At 73.4% G+C, this 16,710-nt stretch carries 11 protein-coding genes; 6 read left to right on the forward strand and 5 right to left on the reverse strand.

Annotated elements, in window-relative coordinates:
- Positions 1-56 precede the first annotated feature (56 nt).
- The 4 genes from ACZ6R9_RS29160 to ACZ6R9_RS29175 are packed head-to-tail and all read left to right on the forward strand — an operon-like array spanning position 57 to position 7,308.
- The gene (locus tag ACZ6R9_RS29160; protein ID WP_380484925.1) at positions 57-1,577 is read left to right on the forward strand and encodes a hypothetical protein; all 1,521 of its coding nucleotides are present in this window, start codon (positions 57-59) and stop codon (positions 1,575-1,577) included.
- Positions 1,574-1,831 carry a hypothetical protein gene (locus tag ACZ6R9_RS29165; protein ID WP_465541422.1) on the forward strand — a complete coding sequence of 86 codons (258 nt, stop codon included), beginning with the start codon at positions 1,574-1,576 and terminating at the stop codon, positions 1,829-1,831. Before ACZ6R9_RS29160 ends, ACZ6R9_RS29165 begins: the two co-directional genes overlap by 4 nt.
- The gene (locus ACZ6R9_RS29170; protein ID WP_380484921.1) at positions 1,828-2,709 is read left to right on the forward strand and encodes a hypothetical protein; all 882 of its coding nucleotides are present in this window, start codon (positions 1,828-1,830) and stop codon (positions 2,707-2,709) included. The genes ACZ6R9_RS29165 and ACZ6R9_RS29170 overlap by 4 nt, the downstream gene beginning before the upstream one ends.
- A gap of 51 nt (positions 2,710-2,760) precedes the next feature.
- Positions 2,761-7,308, forward strand: coding sequence for a hypothetical protein (locus tag ACZ6R9_RS29175; protein WP_465541424.1), 4,548 nt, complete (start codon positions 2,761-2,763; stop codon positions 7,306-7,308).
- Between the two features lie 180 nt (positions 7,309-7,488).
- Here ACZ6R9_RS29175 and ACZ6R9_RS29180 read toward each other — a convergent pair whose 3' ends face one another.
- The 4 genes from ACZ6R9_RS29180 to ACZ6R9_RS29195 form a co-directional block, all read right to left on the reverse strand.
- Positions 7,489-8,091 carry a hypothetical protein gene (locus ACZ6R9_RS29180; protein WP_465541426.1) on the reverse strand — a complete coding sequence of 201 codons (603 nt, stop codon included), beginning with the start codon at positions 8,089-8,091 and terminating at the stop codon, positions 7,489-7,491.
- 101 nt (positions 8,092-8,192) lie between these two features.
- Positions 8,193-11,024: an acyltransferase family protein gene (locus tag ACZ6R9_RS29185; RefSeq protein ID WP_465541428.1), complete on the reverse strand. Its 2,832-nt coding sequence runs from the start codon at positions 11,022-11,024 to the stop codon at positions 8,193-8,195.
- Positions 11,025-11,038: 14 nt separating this feature from the next.
- A complete protein-coding gene (locus ACZ6R9_RS29190) occupies positions 11,039-12,703 on the reverse strand; it encodes a glycosyltransferase family 2 protein (protein ID WP_465541430.1) in 1,665 nt (554 codons plus the stop codon).
- A 301-nt stretch (positions 12,704-13,004) separates the two neighbouring features.
- Positions 13,005-13,367 (reverse strand): ArsR/SmtB family transcription factor, encoded by a 363-nt coding sequence (locus tag ACZ6R9_RS29195; protein WP_380484912.1) that lies wholly within the window; start codon positions 13,365-13,367, stop codon positions 13,005-13,007.
- A 108-nt stretch (positions 13,368-13,475) separates the two neighbouring features.
- On the opposite strand from ACZ6R9_RS29195, the gene ACZ6R9_RS29200 reads away from it, so the two are divergent.
- Positions 13,476-14,570, forward strand: a complete 1,095-nt coding sequence (locus tag ACZ6R9_RS29200; RefSeq protein ID WP_380484910.1) for an NADH:flavin oxidoreductase/NADH oxidase — start codon at positions 13,476-13,478, stop codon at positions 14,568-14,570.
- A 693-nt stretch (positions 14,571-15,263) separates the two neighbouring features.
- Here the strand turns inward: ACZ6R9_RS29200 and ACZ6R9_RS29205 are convergent.
- Positions 15,264-15,962: a FadR/GntR family transcriptional regulator gene (locus ACZ6R9_RS29205; protein WP_380484907.1), complete on the reverse strand. Its 699-nt coding sequence runs from the start codon at positions 15,960-15,962 to the stop codon at positions 15,264-15,266.
- A gap of 182 nt (positions 15,963-16,144) precedes the next feature.
- Between ACZ6R9_RS29205 and ACZ6R9_RS29210 the strand changes: the two genes are divergently transcribed.
- The gene (locus ACZ6R9_RS29210; protein WP_380484905.1) at positions 16,145-16,669 is read left to right on the forward strand and encodes a gluconokinase; all 525 of its coding nucleotides are present in this window, start codon (positions 16,145-16,147) and stop codon (positions 16,667-16,669) included.
- Positions 16,670-16,710: the final 41 nt, after the last annotated feature.

The following is a 16,710-nucleotide window of genomic DNA, read 5'->3' on the forward strand; positions in this document are numbered from 1 at the left end:
CTCGCCCAAAGGGGACGTTTCGGACCTGTCCACGGAAAGCCCTAATCTTGTCCTCCGTGACCGCCATCGCAGACCAGCCCACCAGGCCCGCCCCCGGACCGGCCGCCGACGAGGGACTCGCCCGCCGGCTCAAGGCGCTCGCCTGCACCGCGCCGCTGCACGACCTGGACAGCCGCAAGGTCAACCTGGCCGGCGAGTACGCCTCGTACACGATGGCCGAGATCGGCCTCGCCGCCATCGACCTGGTCACCCTCAACATGGACTTCGACACCGGCGCCGACCGCGACATAGTCCTCAGCCGGCTGCACCCCCGGATCGCCGCCCAGAACCCCGGCCGGGCCGCCACCGAGCACGAGCGGGTCGCCCGCTGGGTGCTGGAGTCACTGATCAACGTCGGCAGCGTCGACCGCGGCTTCCGCGCCGTCTACGGCACCTTCGGCCCCGACGGCGAATACACCCGCCGCGACTACGACTTCAAACTGATCGAGGAAGTCCCCGGCCAGGACGGCGGCGTCTACCTGCGCACCACCGACGAGGCGGTCAACGTCCTGGTCGGCGCGCTGGACACCGACGTGACGAGCGCTCAGATCGCCGCCGAGGTCAAGCTGGAGGTGCTGATCCGCCGAGGCCGCCTCGCCGACGCCCAACTCGCCGCCGAACAGGCCCGCTACCGCACCGTCCAGTACGCCGAGACGCTGCGCCGCGCCCTGGAGGCCACCCGCCGCAACGTCCGCGCGGTGGACTGGATGGAGACCGTCCCCGACCTGATCGACGAGGCGCTCGACCACATCGCCGACCGGTACCGGCACGAGAACGCGATCCTCACCAACATCCGCAAGGCCCGCGACGAGAGCACCGACGCCGAGCACAAGCGGCGCGCCGCCGAACTCGTCGACATCGTCAAGGACTGCATCCGCCGGCACACCCAGCTCCAGACCCGACTGCTGGAAGCCGGCCCGCTGTTCCGCGCCGAACAGGACCGGCAGGCGTTCTCCGCGCCCACCGCGCGCACCGGCATCGACCTGTACGGTCAACTTCTCGCCCCGGTCCTCACCCTCCCGCTCGCCGAGGCCACCCGGCCCACCGACGCGTTCTTCGCCCGCGGCACCGGCCTGCGCACCCCCGTCTCGGTCCGGGTCAGCGACCTGGTCGACCTGCTGCTCACCCCGCCCGTGGAACGCGAACACCTCGGCGCCGAACTGCCCGAACCCGACCTGGTCGCCACCCCCGACGACAGCCGGTTCTCCGAGGCCCAACTGGAAGCCGCGCTCGACCTGCTGGACCTGCCCGCCGACGCGCCCCGCCGCCTGTCCGGCCTGCTCGCCGACGCCCGCGCCCGCGGCACCGACGGCGGCGAGGACGGCGAGGAACTCGCCTACCTGGTCGCACTGTTGGCCGTGCACGCCGCCAGCCCGCCGGTCGGCACCGCGTACCGGCAGGGCGAGGAACGCCTGCTGTTCGCGGTGGACGACGGCACCCGCCTGGACGACCCGGGCTTCGGCGGCGCGGACCTGATCGTCGGCAGCGCCCTGCTGGACGCCGCCGGGATGGCCGCCGACCGCCGGGACGCGGTGTGACCGGCCGTCCTGCCCGCACCGCCCGCACCGCTTGCAGCACCTGCACCGCCCGCGGCACGAGCGCTGCCCGCAGCACCAGTACGGCCCGCACCGCCCGCAGCACCAGTACGGCCGGCACCGCCCGCAGCACCAGTACCGCCCGCGGCACGAGCACCGCCCGCAGCACCAGTACCGCCCGCGGCACGAGCACCGCCCGCAGCACCAGTACCGCCCGCACCGCCCGCAGCACCTGCACCGAAGGAGCACCCGCATGACCACCAGCACCGAGGCGTGGGCGCCGCAGGACGCCGAGCCGGCCGCCGCCGCCCACGCGGCGATCAGCCCGGCGGACGTCGCCGAGGCCGCCCGCCTGGTGTCCTTCGGCCTGCAGGCGAAGCTGCTGCCCTCCCGGGACGCGGAGTACGCCGAACTGGTGCGCCGCTACCGCGAGGACCCGCAGTTCGGGCGCCTCGCCGACGCCGTCGCCACCGGCATGGGCCTGGTGGTGCTGGAGGTCTCGCCGCGGGCCGGCATGGCCGTCGCCGCCGCCGAGGAGTCGGTGTTCGCCGTCCGGATGGGCGACTACTCGCGCCGCGCCGCCTCCGAGTCCACCGACCGCTTCCTGCACGGCCTCGCGCACCTCGCGGTCGCCGCGCTCGCCTTCCCCCGCCCCGAGGACCTCGCCGACGACGGCTACCTCGGCCGGGTCAGCGTCAACGGCGTGGACGCGTTCGTCCGGCAGGCCTGCCGCCGCCTGGAGGAACGCGCCGCGGCCGAGGGCAGCAACACCGACCCGGCGAGCTCCGCCCCCGCCCTGGAGGCGGCCTGGCGGGTGTGGGCGCGCCGCTCCGCGACCGGCGCCACCAAGGACGCCCGCCGCCTGTCCGGCTCCACCACCGGCATCGTCTCCAAGGCGGTGTCCTTCCTGGTCGACTCCGGCTTCCTGCAGAAGACCTCCGACGACGCCGGCGGCACCTACCGCACCACCGCCCGCTACCAGTTGCAGGTCCGCGACCTGGCCGGCAGCGCCGCCATGGGCGAACTGCTCGACCTGGGCGTCGTCCCGGTCAGCGACGGCACGGCCACCCTGCTGCCGCCCGACGACAGCGACGAACTCGTCGCCGACGCGGGTCTGCCGTTCCACGCACTCTGACGTTCCGTCACCACACGTTCTGAACTGACCGCTCCAGGAGAACCACCGCACATGTACGAGCTGAACCGGGTCCGCCTGTACTCGATCGGACCGGCGGGCGCCCGCTACGCCGACACGGTGCTCGACCTGCGCGGCGTCGGCGAGCCGGTCCCCGAACCGCAGCCGCAGCAGATCGGCCTGTTCGGGGAGGAGCCGGAAGGCCCGCAGCGCCGCCCCGCGCCCGCCGGCGTGCTGTTCCTGGAGAACGGCGGCGGCAAGTCCGTCCTGCTCAAGCTGATCTTCTCGGTGATGCTGCCCGGCCACCGCAACACCCTGGGCGGCGCCTCCTCCGGCGTGCTGCGCAAGTTCCTGCTGGCCGACGACTGCGGCCACGTCGCCCTCGAGTGGCAGCACACCGTCACCGGTGAACTCGTCGTGGTCGGCAAGGTCAGCGAGTGGCGCGGCCGCCAGGTCTCCTCCGACCCGCGGAAGTTCGCCGAACTCTGGTACTCCTTCCGGCCCGGCCCCGGCCTCACCCTGGACGCGCTGCCGGTCGCCGAACGGCCCAGCCTGGCCGGCGATCAGAAGGCCCGCGGCCGCCGCCGCACCATGAAGGGCTTCCGCGACACCCTCACCGAGGCCGCCAAGGCCCACCCGCATCTCGACGTCACCTTCGAGGAGATCCACGACCGCTGGAACGAGCACCTCGGCGCCCTCGGCCTCGACCCCGAACTCTTCCGCTACCAGCGCGAGATGAACGCCGACGAGGGCGAGGCCGCCGGCCTGTTCGCGGTCCGCAACGACGCCGACTTCACCGACCTGCTGCTGCGCGCCGTCACCGACACCCGCGACACCGACGGCCTCGCCGACCTGGTGCACGGCTTCGCCGCCAAGCTCGGCCGCCGCGCCGAACTCACCGCCGAACGCGACTTCACCGCCGGCTCCGTCGACCTGCTGCAGCGCATCGTCGACGCCACCGCCGGCCGGGAGACCGTCCGCGAGGGCCACCGGGCCGCCGAACGCCGCACCCGCAAGCTCGCCCTGTCGCTGTCCGCCCGCTCCGCCGTCGAACGCGACCGGATGCACGACCTGGCCGTCGAGGTCGCCGCCGCCGCGAGCGCCGTCACCGCCGCCGAGACCGACCGCACCCGGCACGCCCTGATCGTCGCCGAACTCGGCCACCGGCACGCCACCCTCGGCCTGGAGGCCGCGACCGCGGAAGCCGGCCGCCTGCGCCGCGAACTCACCGACGCCCGCGCCCAGTTCACCGCCTGGCAGGCCGCCGAGGCGGTCCTGCGGCACCGCGCCGCCGCCGACCGCGCCAGCCGGGTCGCCGCCGCCATCCGGGAAGCCGAACTCGACGCCGCGCCCGCCCTCGCCGCCCGCGACCGCGCCGCCGGCGCCCTCGCCCGCGCCCTCGAAGCCGCCGCGCTCGGCGCCGAGACCCGCGCCGACCAGGAAGAGCTCCGGGCCGGCGAGTTGCAGCAGGACGGCTCGGCCGCCCAGGCCGAAGCCACTGCCGCCGCCACCGCCGCCCAGAAGGCCCGCTCCGAGGCCGAACACCTGCGCCAGCGCCTCACCGAGGTCGAACAGGAGACCGCCGCCGCCGTCGAAGCCGGCTGGATCGACGACTCCGGCGCCGAACCCGACCCCGCCCGCGCCGCCCTGCACGCCGCCGACGCCGAACGCGCCGCCACCGAAGCCCTCGAACTCGCCCGCACCGCCGCCGAATCGGCCGCCGTCCGGGCCCGCGAATCCGCCGCCGCCGAGGCCCGCGCCGAACTCGCCGCCGCCCGCGCCGCCGACGCCCGCACCGCCGCCGAACGCGCCCTGGCCGCCGAACAGCGCACCGCCGCCCAGCTCGCCGCCGAACCCCGGCTCGCCGAACTGCTCTCCCTGACGCCCTACCAGGACGGCGCCGAGGAGACCGAAGGCTTCCTGACACCACGCCAACTCGACGCCTCCGCCGAGGACCTGCGCGAACTGCTCGACCAGGCCGTGGCCAACGCCGAACGCACCCTGTTCGACCTGCGCACCGCCGCCGCCGACGACTCCCGGATCCTCGCCGCCCTCGGCGACGGCGGCCTGCTGCCGCCCGGCCCCGACGTCCTCGCCACCGTCGAGTACCTCGGCGAACAGGGCATCCCCGCGCTGCCCGGCTGGCGCTACCTCGCCCAGTCCGTCGACCCCGCCGACCACGACGCCATCCTCGCCGCCCGCCCCGAACTCGTCGACGGCGTCGTCGTCACCGACCCCGCCTCGCTCGACCGGGCCCGCGAAGCGCTCGCCGCCGCCGCCCTGCTGCCCCGCTCCACCGTCGCCGTCGGCACCGCCGCCGCCCTGATCGCCCCCATCGAGGGCGAACCCGGCTTCTTCCTGGTGCCGCCGAACCCGGCCATGCACAACGAAACCGCCGCCGACGACGAACGCCGCGAACTGCGCGCCCGCGCCACCGCCCGCGAGGAACACATCCGCGAACTCGCCGCCCGCCTCGGCGGCGACCGCGCCCTCGCCGCCCGCCTCGCCTCCTGGCACGCCAGCTGCCCGCCCGGCACCCTCGCCGAACTCGCCGAAGCCGCCGCCGCGGCAGCCGAACACGCCGAACACGCCGCCGCCGAACTCGCCACCCTGCGCGCCGACCACGCCGAAGCCGACACCGACCACCAGGCCGCCGCCGCCCGCCACGAGGAATGCCGGGAAACCGCCCAGCGCACCCGCCGCCGCGCCGACGCCCTCGCCGGCCTCGCCTTCCGCCTGCGCGAACGCGCCAACTGGACCCGCCGGCAACGCGAACTCGCCGACGACGCCACCGAATGCGAACGCCGCCAGGCCCTGTGCACCGAACGCGCCCGCACCTGCGACGAGGACCGCCGCGCCGCCCAGCGCGCCGCCGACGACGCCCGCCGCACCGCCCGCACCCTGCGCGGCGAACGCGCCGAAATCGCCGCCGCCGACACCAGCGCCGAACCCGACGACACCGCCACCCCCACCTCGCTGCCCGCCCTCCGCGAGGCCTACCGGGCCGCCGCCCAGCTCTACGAAAAGGTCGGCGTCGGCGCCGACCTGCGCGCCGAACAGGCCCGCGCCGAAGGCGACGAAGCCGCCGCCGCCGCCGAACTCGACCGCCTCAGCAACAAGGTCAAGGCCCGCGCCGAAGAACTCCTCGCCAGCCCCGACGGCGCCGACGGCCCCGCCCGGCAGGCCGCCGCCGCCCGCGCCGAAGAACTCGTCACCATCATCGAAGCCCGCTCCGGCGCCGCCGCCGAAGAAGTCGGCCGCCTGCGCGGCGACGCCGAACGCTCCGCCCCGGTGAACGGCGAAGCGCACACCGAACTCCCCGAGGACCTGCTCCCCGCCGACCCCGAACACGCCCAGGCCCTGCTGCGCACCGCCACCGCGCTGCTCGCCGAACGCCGCGAACGAGTCGACACCGCGCGTACCGAACACGCCGACCTGCAGCGCACCCTCGACCAGGCCCAGGCCGCCGCCACCGACTTCGAGGAACTCGCCGGACAGCTCCGCGACGCGCTGCGCGACAACGGCGACGAGACCGAGACCGCCGACGCCTACCTCGGCGGCCTCGCCGCGGCCCGCGCCGCCGCCGCCGACACCCGGCGCGCCATGCGCACCGCCGCCACCGAACTCACCGGCGCCGAACTCGCCGTCCGCGACGCCTCCGACGCCCTCGTCCGGCACGCCAACGCCGCCCGCTACGAGGCCGTCCGCACCCCCGCCCGCCAGCAGATCCGCGAGCTGCCCGCCGCCGCCCTGCCCGACCACGCCGCCGCCTGGGCCGCCGCGTTCGCCCCCCGGCTGCGCGTCCTCACCGACGAACTCACCCAGCTGGAACGCAACCGCGCCTCCATCGTCGACCGCCTGCGCGGCCTGGTCGAATCCTCCCTGGCCACCCTGCGCGCCGCCCAGCGGCTCTCCCGCCTCCCCGAAGGCCTCGGCGAATGGTCGGGCCAGGAATTCCTCCGCATCCGCTTCGAGGACCCCGATCACGCCGTCCTGGTCGAACGGCTCGGCGAGGTCATCGACGAAGCCACCCAGTCCGCCGTCAAGAAGAACTCCGACCTGCGCCGCGACGGCATGTCCCTGCTGCTGCGCGGCGTCGCCGCCGCGATCGGCCCCAAGGGCGTCTCGGTCGAAATCCTCAAGCCGGACGCGGTCCTCCGCGCCGAACGGGTCTCCGTCGGCCAGATGTCGGACGTCTTCTCCGGCGGCCAGCTGCTCACCGCCGCCATCGCCCTGTACTGCACGATGGCCGCCCTCCGCGCCAACGACCGCGGCCAGTCCCAGCTCCGCCACGCCGGCACGCTCTTCCTCGACAACCCGATCGGCCGCGCCAACGCGACCTATCTCCTGGAACTCCAGCGCGCCGTCGCCGACGCGCTCGGCGTCCAACTCATCTACACCACCGGCCTGTTCGACACCACGGCCCTCGCGGAGTTCCCCCTCGTCATCCGCCTGCGCAACGACGCGGACCTCCGGGCCGGCCTCAAGTACATCTCGGTGGAAGAACACCTCCGCCCAGGCCTCCCGGCCCCGCAGGACCCGGACGGCCCGACGATTCACGGGGAGATCACGGCGACCAGGATGTTCCGCAAGCCCGAATAGAGCACGCGGGCGCGAAGCCAGGGGCGCGGGGAACTGCGCGAAGGGGAACGCACCACGTCCGCAAGATCGCGACGCAGGCAATGACTTGCCATTGATCGCGACCTTGCGGACTGGTTGGCGCTTGTCGCGCAGTTCCCCGCGCCCCTGGGGTTGCTCTCCCTGGGCTTGCGCCTCCTGCCCTTACGCGTCTTGCACCGGTTGGCCGGCCTTGAGGGTGACCGGGATGCGGCCGGCAACGGCCGCGAGTGCGGATTGGAGGGCGGGCGACTTCTCGGAGGTCTCGTCGGTCTCGACCAGCAGGCCGGTCGCGTGCGGGGCCATGGACGCGCTGAAGATCTTCGCGGGGAGCTTCGCCGTCATGACGGCTTCCATCGCCCGGTCGATCTCCGCCTTCGTGAACGGGCAGTCCTCCACCCGGACCCGTGCGGGGTCGATGTCCGGATGGGCCCGCTTCGCGGCGTCGACCAGCGCCCGGCCCCGCGCCACGTCCGTCACGTACAGCGCGACAGTGTTCTTCTCGTTCTCCAACTCCAGTGACCCGTAAAGGTCCTGGAACGTGCCGCGGCCCTGTTCGCCGAGCGCCGACGCGAGATCCGACAGCCCGGGCCGCGACATTGGCGTGCCGCTCGGTTCGGGCGAGGGTGAGGCGGGCGCCGGCGCGATCGGCGCGACCGGCGCCACGCCGATCGCGGACTGCCGTGTGGAGCCGCAGGCCGTGATCGCGAGCAGCCCGGCCGCCGCAAGGGCGAGTCCGAGTCCCCGTCGATTCCGTGCAGTTGTCATCGGTGCCCCTCGGTTCGACGGGCGCGAGCACTTCTCGCGCCCCACTGGAAATCCCCCGATCCGACGCACGCGGACCGGGGGAGGTTCCAGTGAACGGACCGTCAGTTCCGGGTGGAGGCGGTGACCGAGGCGACCTTCATCGGGTGGCCGGGTTCGGTCGCCGAGGTTGGCGAACTGCCGTGTGCGGCGGGCAGGTTGCCGCCGATGGCGACGTTCAGGATCAGGAAGATCCCGTGGTGCACGGCCTGGTCCCAGGCGGCCGGGGCGACCTGGTCGGAGGTGACGGCGAAGTACTCCTGGCCGTCGCGCAGCCAGCGCACCTTCTCGGTGGCGGCCGTCCGGTCCACCTCCACCGTCCAGGTGTGGAACGCGCCCCAGCAGTCCGCGCAGGACTGTTCGCCGGAGCCGAGGCCGTTGGGCTCCTTGCAGGGGCCGCCGGGTGTGGTGCCGCAGTGGAGTGTGCCGAACACCCCTCGCCCGCCGACGGATTCGAGGACGTCGAGTTCGCCGACGCCCGGCCAGCCGGTGTACCCGTCACGGAGTTTCCCGCCGAGTGCCCAGAACGCGGGCCAATACCCGGACGCGGCAGGCCCCTTGACGTCCGGCAGGGCCAACTTGGCTTCCACGCGCAGGACTCCGCCCGCAGGTGCGGTGAAGTCCGCGCGCCTGGACTCGATCCGGCCCGAGGACCAGTGGCCGGTGGCGTCCCGGGTGGGAACGATCTCCAGTGCGCCGTGGCCGTCCAGCCGGACATTCGCGGTGGAGTCGGTCGTGGTTTCGATCTCGCCGGTGCCCCACTGGACGGCGGGGCAGCCGGGGTAGCAGGTGCCCAGGTCGTACTGCCAGTTCGCGGGGTCGGGCTTCGCGCCGGCCGGGCCGTCGAACTCCTCGTGCAGCAGGGTGGTCCAGCCGGTGCCGAACACGCCCGCGTCGGTGAGGAGTTGGTCGAGCCGGGAGGTGAGGACGACGGCCGCCGCGTTGGTCAGGTGGGAGTCGTCGCGGTACAGCAGGACGTGCTCCAGGACGGCGGGGCACATCCGCCCCTCGCCGGGGCAGAGCACCGAGTTGACGCCGATGGTGCGGACGCCGGGGACGCGGCCGGCGGCGATCTCCTCGGCCAGCGGGTCGGCCCACAGGCCGTCGCTGCGGGCGAAGTCGCAGGCGGAGGTGGTGTCGGGGTGCCCGGAGACGCAGGCGGGGACGTCGCGGCCGGGGCTCGGGGTGTCCTGCAGGTAGACGATCGGGACGCCCAACTCCCGTAGCGGGGTGAGGGTCTGCTCCCAGCCGCGCAGCAGCGTCTCCCGGTCGGAGGTGTAGCGGTTCAGCGTGGAGACGATGATCAGCTTGGGTTTCGGCCCGTCCTTGAGCCGGCTCAGCGCGTTCGCCCGCCAGGTGTCGCACTCGTGGTAGGTGCGCCCCAACTGCGGGTTGGTGACGGTGAGTTCGGGCAGTGGGCAGCCCTGCTTGACGAGCTCCTCGACGGACATGTGGTGCTGGGCGGCGATGCCGAGCAGCGCGGAGAACCACTGGCCGGCGTGCGAGTCGCCGAGCAGCACGATCCGGTCGTCGGCGGTGCCGAAGCGGCAGGGTGGGCTGGTGGTGTCGGCCGGGTTGACCTCGCAGGCGCCGTCCGGCGGGAAGTCCTGCCGGGCCTGGACGGGGTTGGGCACCGTCGGGGCGTGCGCGGGCGGGGCGGCGGCGAGCAGGGTGCGGCCGTCGCGGGCGCCCGGGGGCAGGCCGGACGGGTCCGGGGGAGTGGCGGGGCCGAGCATCCGGATCGTTCCGGTGCCGACGATCAGCGCCAGCACCACCGGCAGCACCACCGCGGTGAGGCCCAACGACAGTCCGCGGCGCGGGATTTCACCGAGCACCCGGCTGCGGCGCAGTGGCTGCTCCAGCCAGTTGAGGGCGGCGAGCGCGGGCAGCGCGGCGGCCGCGGTGAGGGCGAGCTTGACGCCCCAGTGCAGGGTGCCCCACTGGGCTTCGGCGAGCACCAGCACCGGCCAGTGCCACAGGTACAGGTTGTAGGAGAGCCGGCCGATCGCGCGCGGCGCGCCGAGCGACAGCAGCCGTCCCACCAGGTGCGGCCCGGTGCCGGCCAGGACGATCGCGGAAGTGCCGATGGTGGGCACCAGCGCGGCCCAGCCGGGGTAGGGGGTGCGGGCGTCGAAGAGCAGCACGGCGGCGAGTACCGCGGCCATGCCGCCCAGGCCCAGCAACTCCCGTACCGGGCGCGGTATTCGGCGGATCGGCAGCAGTGCGAGGACCGCGCCGGCCGCGAACTGCCAGGCCCGGGTGGGCGTGGAGAGGTACGCGCCGGCGCTCCAGTGCAGGGAGAGCCAGAACGAGCCGGCGCCGAGCAGCAGCGTCAGGCCGAGCAACGTGCGCCGCTTCCAGACCCGGCGGGCGGCGAGGGCCATCAGCGGGGCCCACAGCAGGTAGAACTGCTCCTCGACGGCGAGCGACCAGAAGTGCAGCAGCACGCTCGGGTCGCGGCCGGCCGCCAGGTAGTCGGTCTGTTCGGCGATGAAGCGCCAGTTGGCGACGGACAGCGCGGAGGCGAGGACGTCGCGCTCCAGGTCGGCGCGGCGCAGCGGCGCGGTGAGCAGGGCGCCGAGGACGGCGACCACGGCGAGCACCACGGCGGCGGAGGGCAGCAGGCGGCGGGCGCGCCGGGAGTAGAACTCGGCGAGCCGGACCTTGCCGGTGGCGGCGCTCTCGCCGCGCAGCAGGCCGGTGATGAGGTAGCCGGAGATGACGAAGAACACGTCGACGCCGACGAAGCCGCCGGCCAGGCCGGGGACGGCCGCGTGGAAGGCGAGCACGGCGAGCACGGCGACGGCCCGCAGTCCTTCGATGTCGGGTCTGAACTTCGGCCGCTCGACGGGGGGTTGCCCGAGAACGACGGTGAGCGGGGCGGTGCTGGTGGACACGGGAGGTGGACCTTTCAGCCCAGCCAGGGCAGCATCGGCGCCACCCAGCCGGAGGCGAGCAGGGCGATCAGGGCGAGCGTGCTCGTGACGGCGAGGGCCTCGGGCCAGCGCCGGGGCCGCATCGCCGGGCGGGCCCCGGATTCGGTGTTCTCGGTGGGGTGCGGCCGCAGCTCGGCGTACAGGTCGCGCACCAGCGGGAGGCCGGCGTGCAGCTGTACGGCGAGGTAGAGGCCCAGGCCCCAGGTGTAGTGCCAGCCGTACCTGGCGGTGGCGAGGCTCACGCCGACGGCGGTGGCGATCAGGGTGCCGGCCGTCCACAGCAGGGAGACCAGCAGGACCTTGCGGGCCATGCCGCCGGAGCCGCCGGGCCTGGCCACGCCGGTGGGCACCCAGGCGGCGCTGCGGCCGCGCAGGGTGTGCCAGTAGGCGGTGGCGGCGGCGAAGCTCATCAGGACGTTGGCGCGCAGCACCTCGGTGCGCCAGCGGGTGCGGCTGACCCGGGGCAGCAGCACGTGCCACAGCCACAGCAGGGAGAGCATCGGCAGCACGTACCAGGCGCGGACCTCGCCGGGGAAGGCGAACAGCATGATCAGCGGCGGCAGCGGCGCGGTGAGCACGTTCACGGCGGCGGCCAGGTAGCCGACGATGCCCTCGTCGAAGCAGCGGCGCATCCGCCAGGTCATGGCCTTGCGGGCGGGCCGGTCGCCGATCAGGTGCAGGTTGCCCATCGCCCAGCGGTACTGCTGGTTGACGAAGCTGGTGGTGGACTCGGGCGAGGTGCCCTTGGCGACCAGCACCGGCACGTACCGGGTGGTGAATCCCTGCTGGTGCAGGGCGAGTCCGGTGTACATGTCCTCGCTGTGGTCGAGGCGGGCGAAGCCGCCGGCGGCGTCGATCGCGGAGCGCCGGTAGACGGCGTTGGAGCCGCAGCAGATCGCCGCGTCGGAGGCGTCCCGGCTGGGCTGCACCCAGCGGAAGAACCACTCCTGGGCCGCTCCGGCGGCGCGCTGCACCCAGCCCATCTCGGCGTCGGTGTCGAAGCACTGCGGGCTCTGCACGATGCCGACCGCCGGATCGCCGAAGTACGGCAGCAGGTGTTGCAGCAGGTCGGCGCGCGGCGCGAAGTCGGCGTCCAGGATGGCGATGTACTCGCCGCTGCTGAGGGTGAGCGCGTGGTTGAGGTTGCCGGCCTTCTTGAACTCGCCGCGGTTCGGCCGGACCACGTAGTGGTAGCCGAACTTGGCTGCCAGCGAGGCGACTTCGGGCCGGTCGGCGTCGTCCAGCACCCAGACGTCGAGGGTGCCGGGGTGGTTCATCCGGGCGACCGCGCGGTAGGCATTGGCGAGGATGTCGAGCGGCTCGCCGCAGGTCGGCAGGTACAGGTCTACGGTCGGCGGGTCGGCGGGCTGCCAGGCGGCGACCAGCAGTTCGTGGCCGGCCCGGGTGAAGCGGCGGCGGCGGAGCCCGTTGAGACAGGTCAGGGCGAGAGCCACCAGGTTGATGCCGAGCACGGCCAGGAACGGCCAGAGCACGGGATTGCGGAGCGAGAAGCTGAACATCGTGGCCGCGCTGAACACGAAGGCGAGCGCGGAGAGCAGCGGGACCCAGCGGCGCTGAGGTCCGAAATACCAGTAGAGCTCCTGATCGGAGGGTGGTGACGGAAGGTGATTGACAGTCATAAGGCCCCCCACGGCCGGTCATTGACACCTGTCGTCGGTCAGATTACCTGATTGGTATAGACCAAATGACCACGTGGGATGAACGCTGGAGCAACTCTGGTGAAGCCCGTGTGACCAGGCATGACCGTGTCAGAAAATGCCCCGGGCCGCCCGGCGGGCGGGGCTTCCGAGGCGGTTGACGGGCAGGGTGACGGGACGGTTCCGGGTGAAAGGTGGCGAAGGGGCGCCAGGGCTCAGGGCGAGGACTCGCCAGGGAAATTGACGGACCGTCAGGCTCGTGGCCGGCGATGCGCGCGAACGGTCAGTGGGCGGTCGGCTTCGAGATGGTGAGGCAGGGCTCGGCGGCGGCCAGCACCGCGTCCAGCAGACCGGGGAAGCGCTCGCCGAGATCGGCGGTGCGCAAGGTGTTCATCTTGGAAGTGCCGCGCCGGTGCTGACGAATCAGTCCGGCTTCGCGCAGGACGCGGAAGTGGTGCGTCAGCGTCGACTTGGTGACCGGCAGCTCGAAGGCCAGGCAGTTCAGCTCGTCGCCGCCCGCCCCCGCGAGCTCGGCGACGATCCGCAGCCGGGTCGGGTCGGCGAGCGCGTGCAGCACGGCCTCCAGCCGCAGCTCGGCGACGGTCGGCTCGGGCAGCAGCCCCGGACAGTCCTGGTCGATGGTCACCCTGCCATAGTACGAGAACTCTCGTAGTTTGACAGATCTCGTAGTACGGCAGCTATCGTACGAAGCGAGAGACCGTCGCTGTCGGGACCACAGGAAGGACGGGCCGTCGTGAGCGCCCTGTTCGAGCCGATCACCCTCCGTTCGCTGACCATCCCCAACCGGATCTGGCTCAGCCCGATGTGCATGTACTCGGCCGCCGCCGAAGGCCCCGAGGCCGGCGTCGCCACCGACTTCCACCTCGCCCACCTCGGCTCCCGCGCCGCCGGCGGCGCCGGCCTCGTCATGGTCGAGGCCACCGGCGTCCGCCCCGACGCCCGGATCTCCCCGTGGGACCTCGGCCTGTGGAACGACCGCCAGCAGGACGCCCTCGCCCGGATCACCGCCCTGATCCGCGCACACGGCTCGGTACCCGCGATCCAGCTGGCCCACGCCGGCCGCAAGGCCTCCACCGCGAAGGCCGGCGCGGGCGGCGGCCCGCTCGCCGTCGAGGACGGCGGCTTCCCGGTCGTCGGCGCCTCGCCGATCCCGTTCGACGACGGTTACCCCGCACCCGCCGAGCTGACGGAGGCCCAGATCGCCGAACTGATCGAGGACTTCGCGTCCGCCGCCCGCCGCGCCCTGGCCGCCGGCTTCCAGGTGGTCGAGGTGCACGGCGCCCACGGCTACCTGATCCACCAGTTCCTCTCCCCGCTCACCAACCACCGCACCGACGGCTACGGCGGCGACTTCGCCGGCCGCACCCGCCTCGCCCGCGAAATCGCCACCGCGGTGCGGGCCGTGTGGCCCGCGGACCTGCCCGTGCTGTTCCGCGTCTCCGCGACGGACTGGGTCACCGACGAGCCGAGCTGGACGGTCGAGGAGAGCGCCCTGCTCGCCAAGGAACTCCAGGCCATCGGCATCGACCTGATCGACGTCTCCTCCGGCGGCCTCGTTCCGAACGCGAAGATCGTCGTCGGGCCCGGCTACCAGGTGCCGTTCGCCGCGCAGATCCGCGAGCAGGCCGGCGTTCCGGTCAGCGCGGTCGGGATGATCTCGGAGCCTGCCCAGGCCGAAACCGTCCTGGCGGACGGCAGCGCGGACGTGGTCATGCTCGGCCGCGAGCTGCTCCGCGACCCGTACTGGCCGCTGCACGCGGCGAAGGCGCTGGGCGCGCAGCGCAACTGGCCGGCGCAGTACGGCTACGCCGTGGGCTCCAGGGGCTGAGACCGCGGAGGGCGCGAACCCGGGGGCGCGTGGGGGGGACCTCCCGGCCCGCCAGGGCTGGGGGAGAACGGCGCGGCCAGCCGAGCACGGTCGGCCAGATCGCGATGCAGGACGATGACTTGCACTGTCTTGCGATCCGGCGGCCGGGTGCCTTCCGCTGCGCGCAGTTCCCCGAGCCCCCAACTCACCATCCTGCGCGGCGATCTGGCTGCTGGTGCATGGCTGGCCGCGCAGTTCCTCGCGCCCCTGGGTTCCCTCCTGCGCGTGAACCCGTCATCGGGCCGGCCGAGTTGGGTGTGCGGCGGCGGCTTGCCGCAACCTGGCGGGAGACCACGATGTCTATCAGGCACCAGGCCAGGACGAAGACGCCCATTGCCATCGTCGCCAGCGCGGGCACGATGAGGGCGGTGTGCGACCAGGACGCCAGGACGGCGACTATCACCGTCACCACAGTGAACGCGAATGCCAGGCCCGCCCGGACCGCGGCCGCCCGCACCTCGTCCGGCAGCCGATTGCGCCGACGACGCGCCATCGCCACCCCCTGTCGGATGCGCACCCGTCCGGTGCTCCCCAGACTGCCCCAATAAGGGTGAAGGTATGCCGCCACTCGGCTGATTTCCACTCAATCCGGGCGTGTCGCGCCGACGGACCGTCAACCCCCTGTCGGGAATCGTATTCAGGCCCGCAAGAGGGTCAGTCCGGCAGGGTCGCGTCCAGTTCCTCCAGCGCGCCGACCACGATGGTGCGCATCGCGCGTTCGGCCAGTTCCGGCTCGCCCGCGCAGATCGCCTCCGCGACCTCCCGGTGCAGTTGCACCGCGTACTCGCGCGGCCGGTGCGGCATCAGCCGGTGTTCGGTGCGGCCGGTCAGCACCGCGCCGACGGTGTCCTTCAGGTGTGCGAACATCTCGTTCCCGGAGGCCCGCAGCACCGCCGCGTGGAAGGCGATGTCGTGCGCGAGGAAGGACTCCAGGTCCGCCGCCCGGGCGGTGACGGTCAGTTCGACGGCCAGTGCGCTGAGTTCGCGCCGGTCGTCGTCGCTGGCGTGGCGGGCCGCCAGCGACGCCGCGGCCGGCTCCACCGCGACCCGCAGTGAGCCGAGCGAGCGCAGCTGCGCGGAGCGGCCCGCGCCGGCCAGGCGCCAGCGGATGACCAGCGGGTCGAACACGTCCCAGTCGGCCTGCGGCCGCACCGTGATCCCGACCCGGCGGCGCGGCTCGACCAGCCGCATCGACTCCAGGACGCGCACCGCCTCCCGCACCACCGTGCGGGACACCCCGTGCTGCTCCTCCAGTTCCTCGGTGCGCAGCACGGTGCCGGCGGGCAGCTCGCCGGAGGCGATCGCCGGACCGAGGTGGGCAAGCAGACGGCCGGGCAGGCCCTGGATCTCCATCGGGCCAGCCTATCGGCGAGATCACGGCCGACCCGGGGGTGGGGGAGTGCCGAACGGCTCCCACCTGCGGCGATGCCTAGAGGCGATGCATATACGTATGACGATTGGGTTTCGGTGGCTTGAATAAGTCATACCTTTGGGCTTACCTTGCCGGGGACCAGGCAAGGACAGGAGCACCACCCATGGCTCTCAGCGTCGAGAACCAGCAGCCGCCCGTCATCGTGGTGATGGGCGTCTCCGGAGTCGGGAAGACCACCGTCGCCCGACTGCTCGCCCACCGCCTCGGCCTCCCGTACGCCGAGGCCGACGACTTCCACCCCGCCGCCAACATCGCCAAGATGAGCGCCGGGATCCCGCTGGACGACCAGGACCGGCAGCCCTGGCTGCGCGCTCTCGGCGCCTGGCTCGGCGAGCGGGCCGAGGCCGGCACCGGCGGCGTCGTCACCTGCTCCGCCCTCAAGCGCAGCTACCGCGACACCCTGCGGGCCGCCTGCCCCGAGGCGTTCTTCCTGCACCTGACCGGCAGCCACGAGCTGGTCGGCGACCGACTGGCCCACCGCACCGGCCACTTCATGCCGACCTCGCTGCTGGACTCCCAGTACGCCACCCTCGAACCGCTCCAGGCGGACGAGAACGGCACCGTGCTGGACGTCGACGCCGACCCCGACACCCTCGTCGAACGCGCCGTCGCCACCCTGCCGAACTGATCCCCGCCAGACCCGTCACACCCCGCCGCCGCCCACCGGAC

Source organism: Kitasatospora sp. NPDC048662 (genome assembly GCF_055587065.1).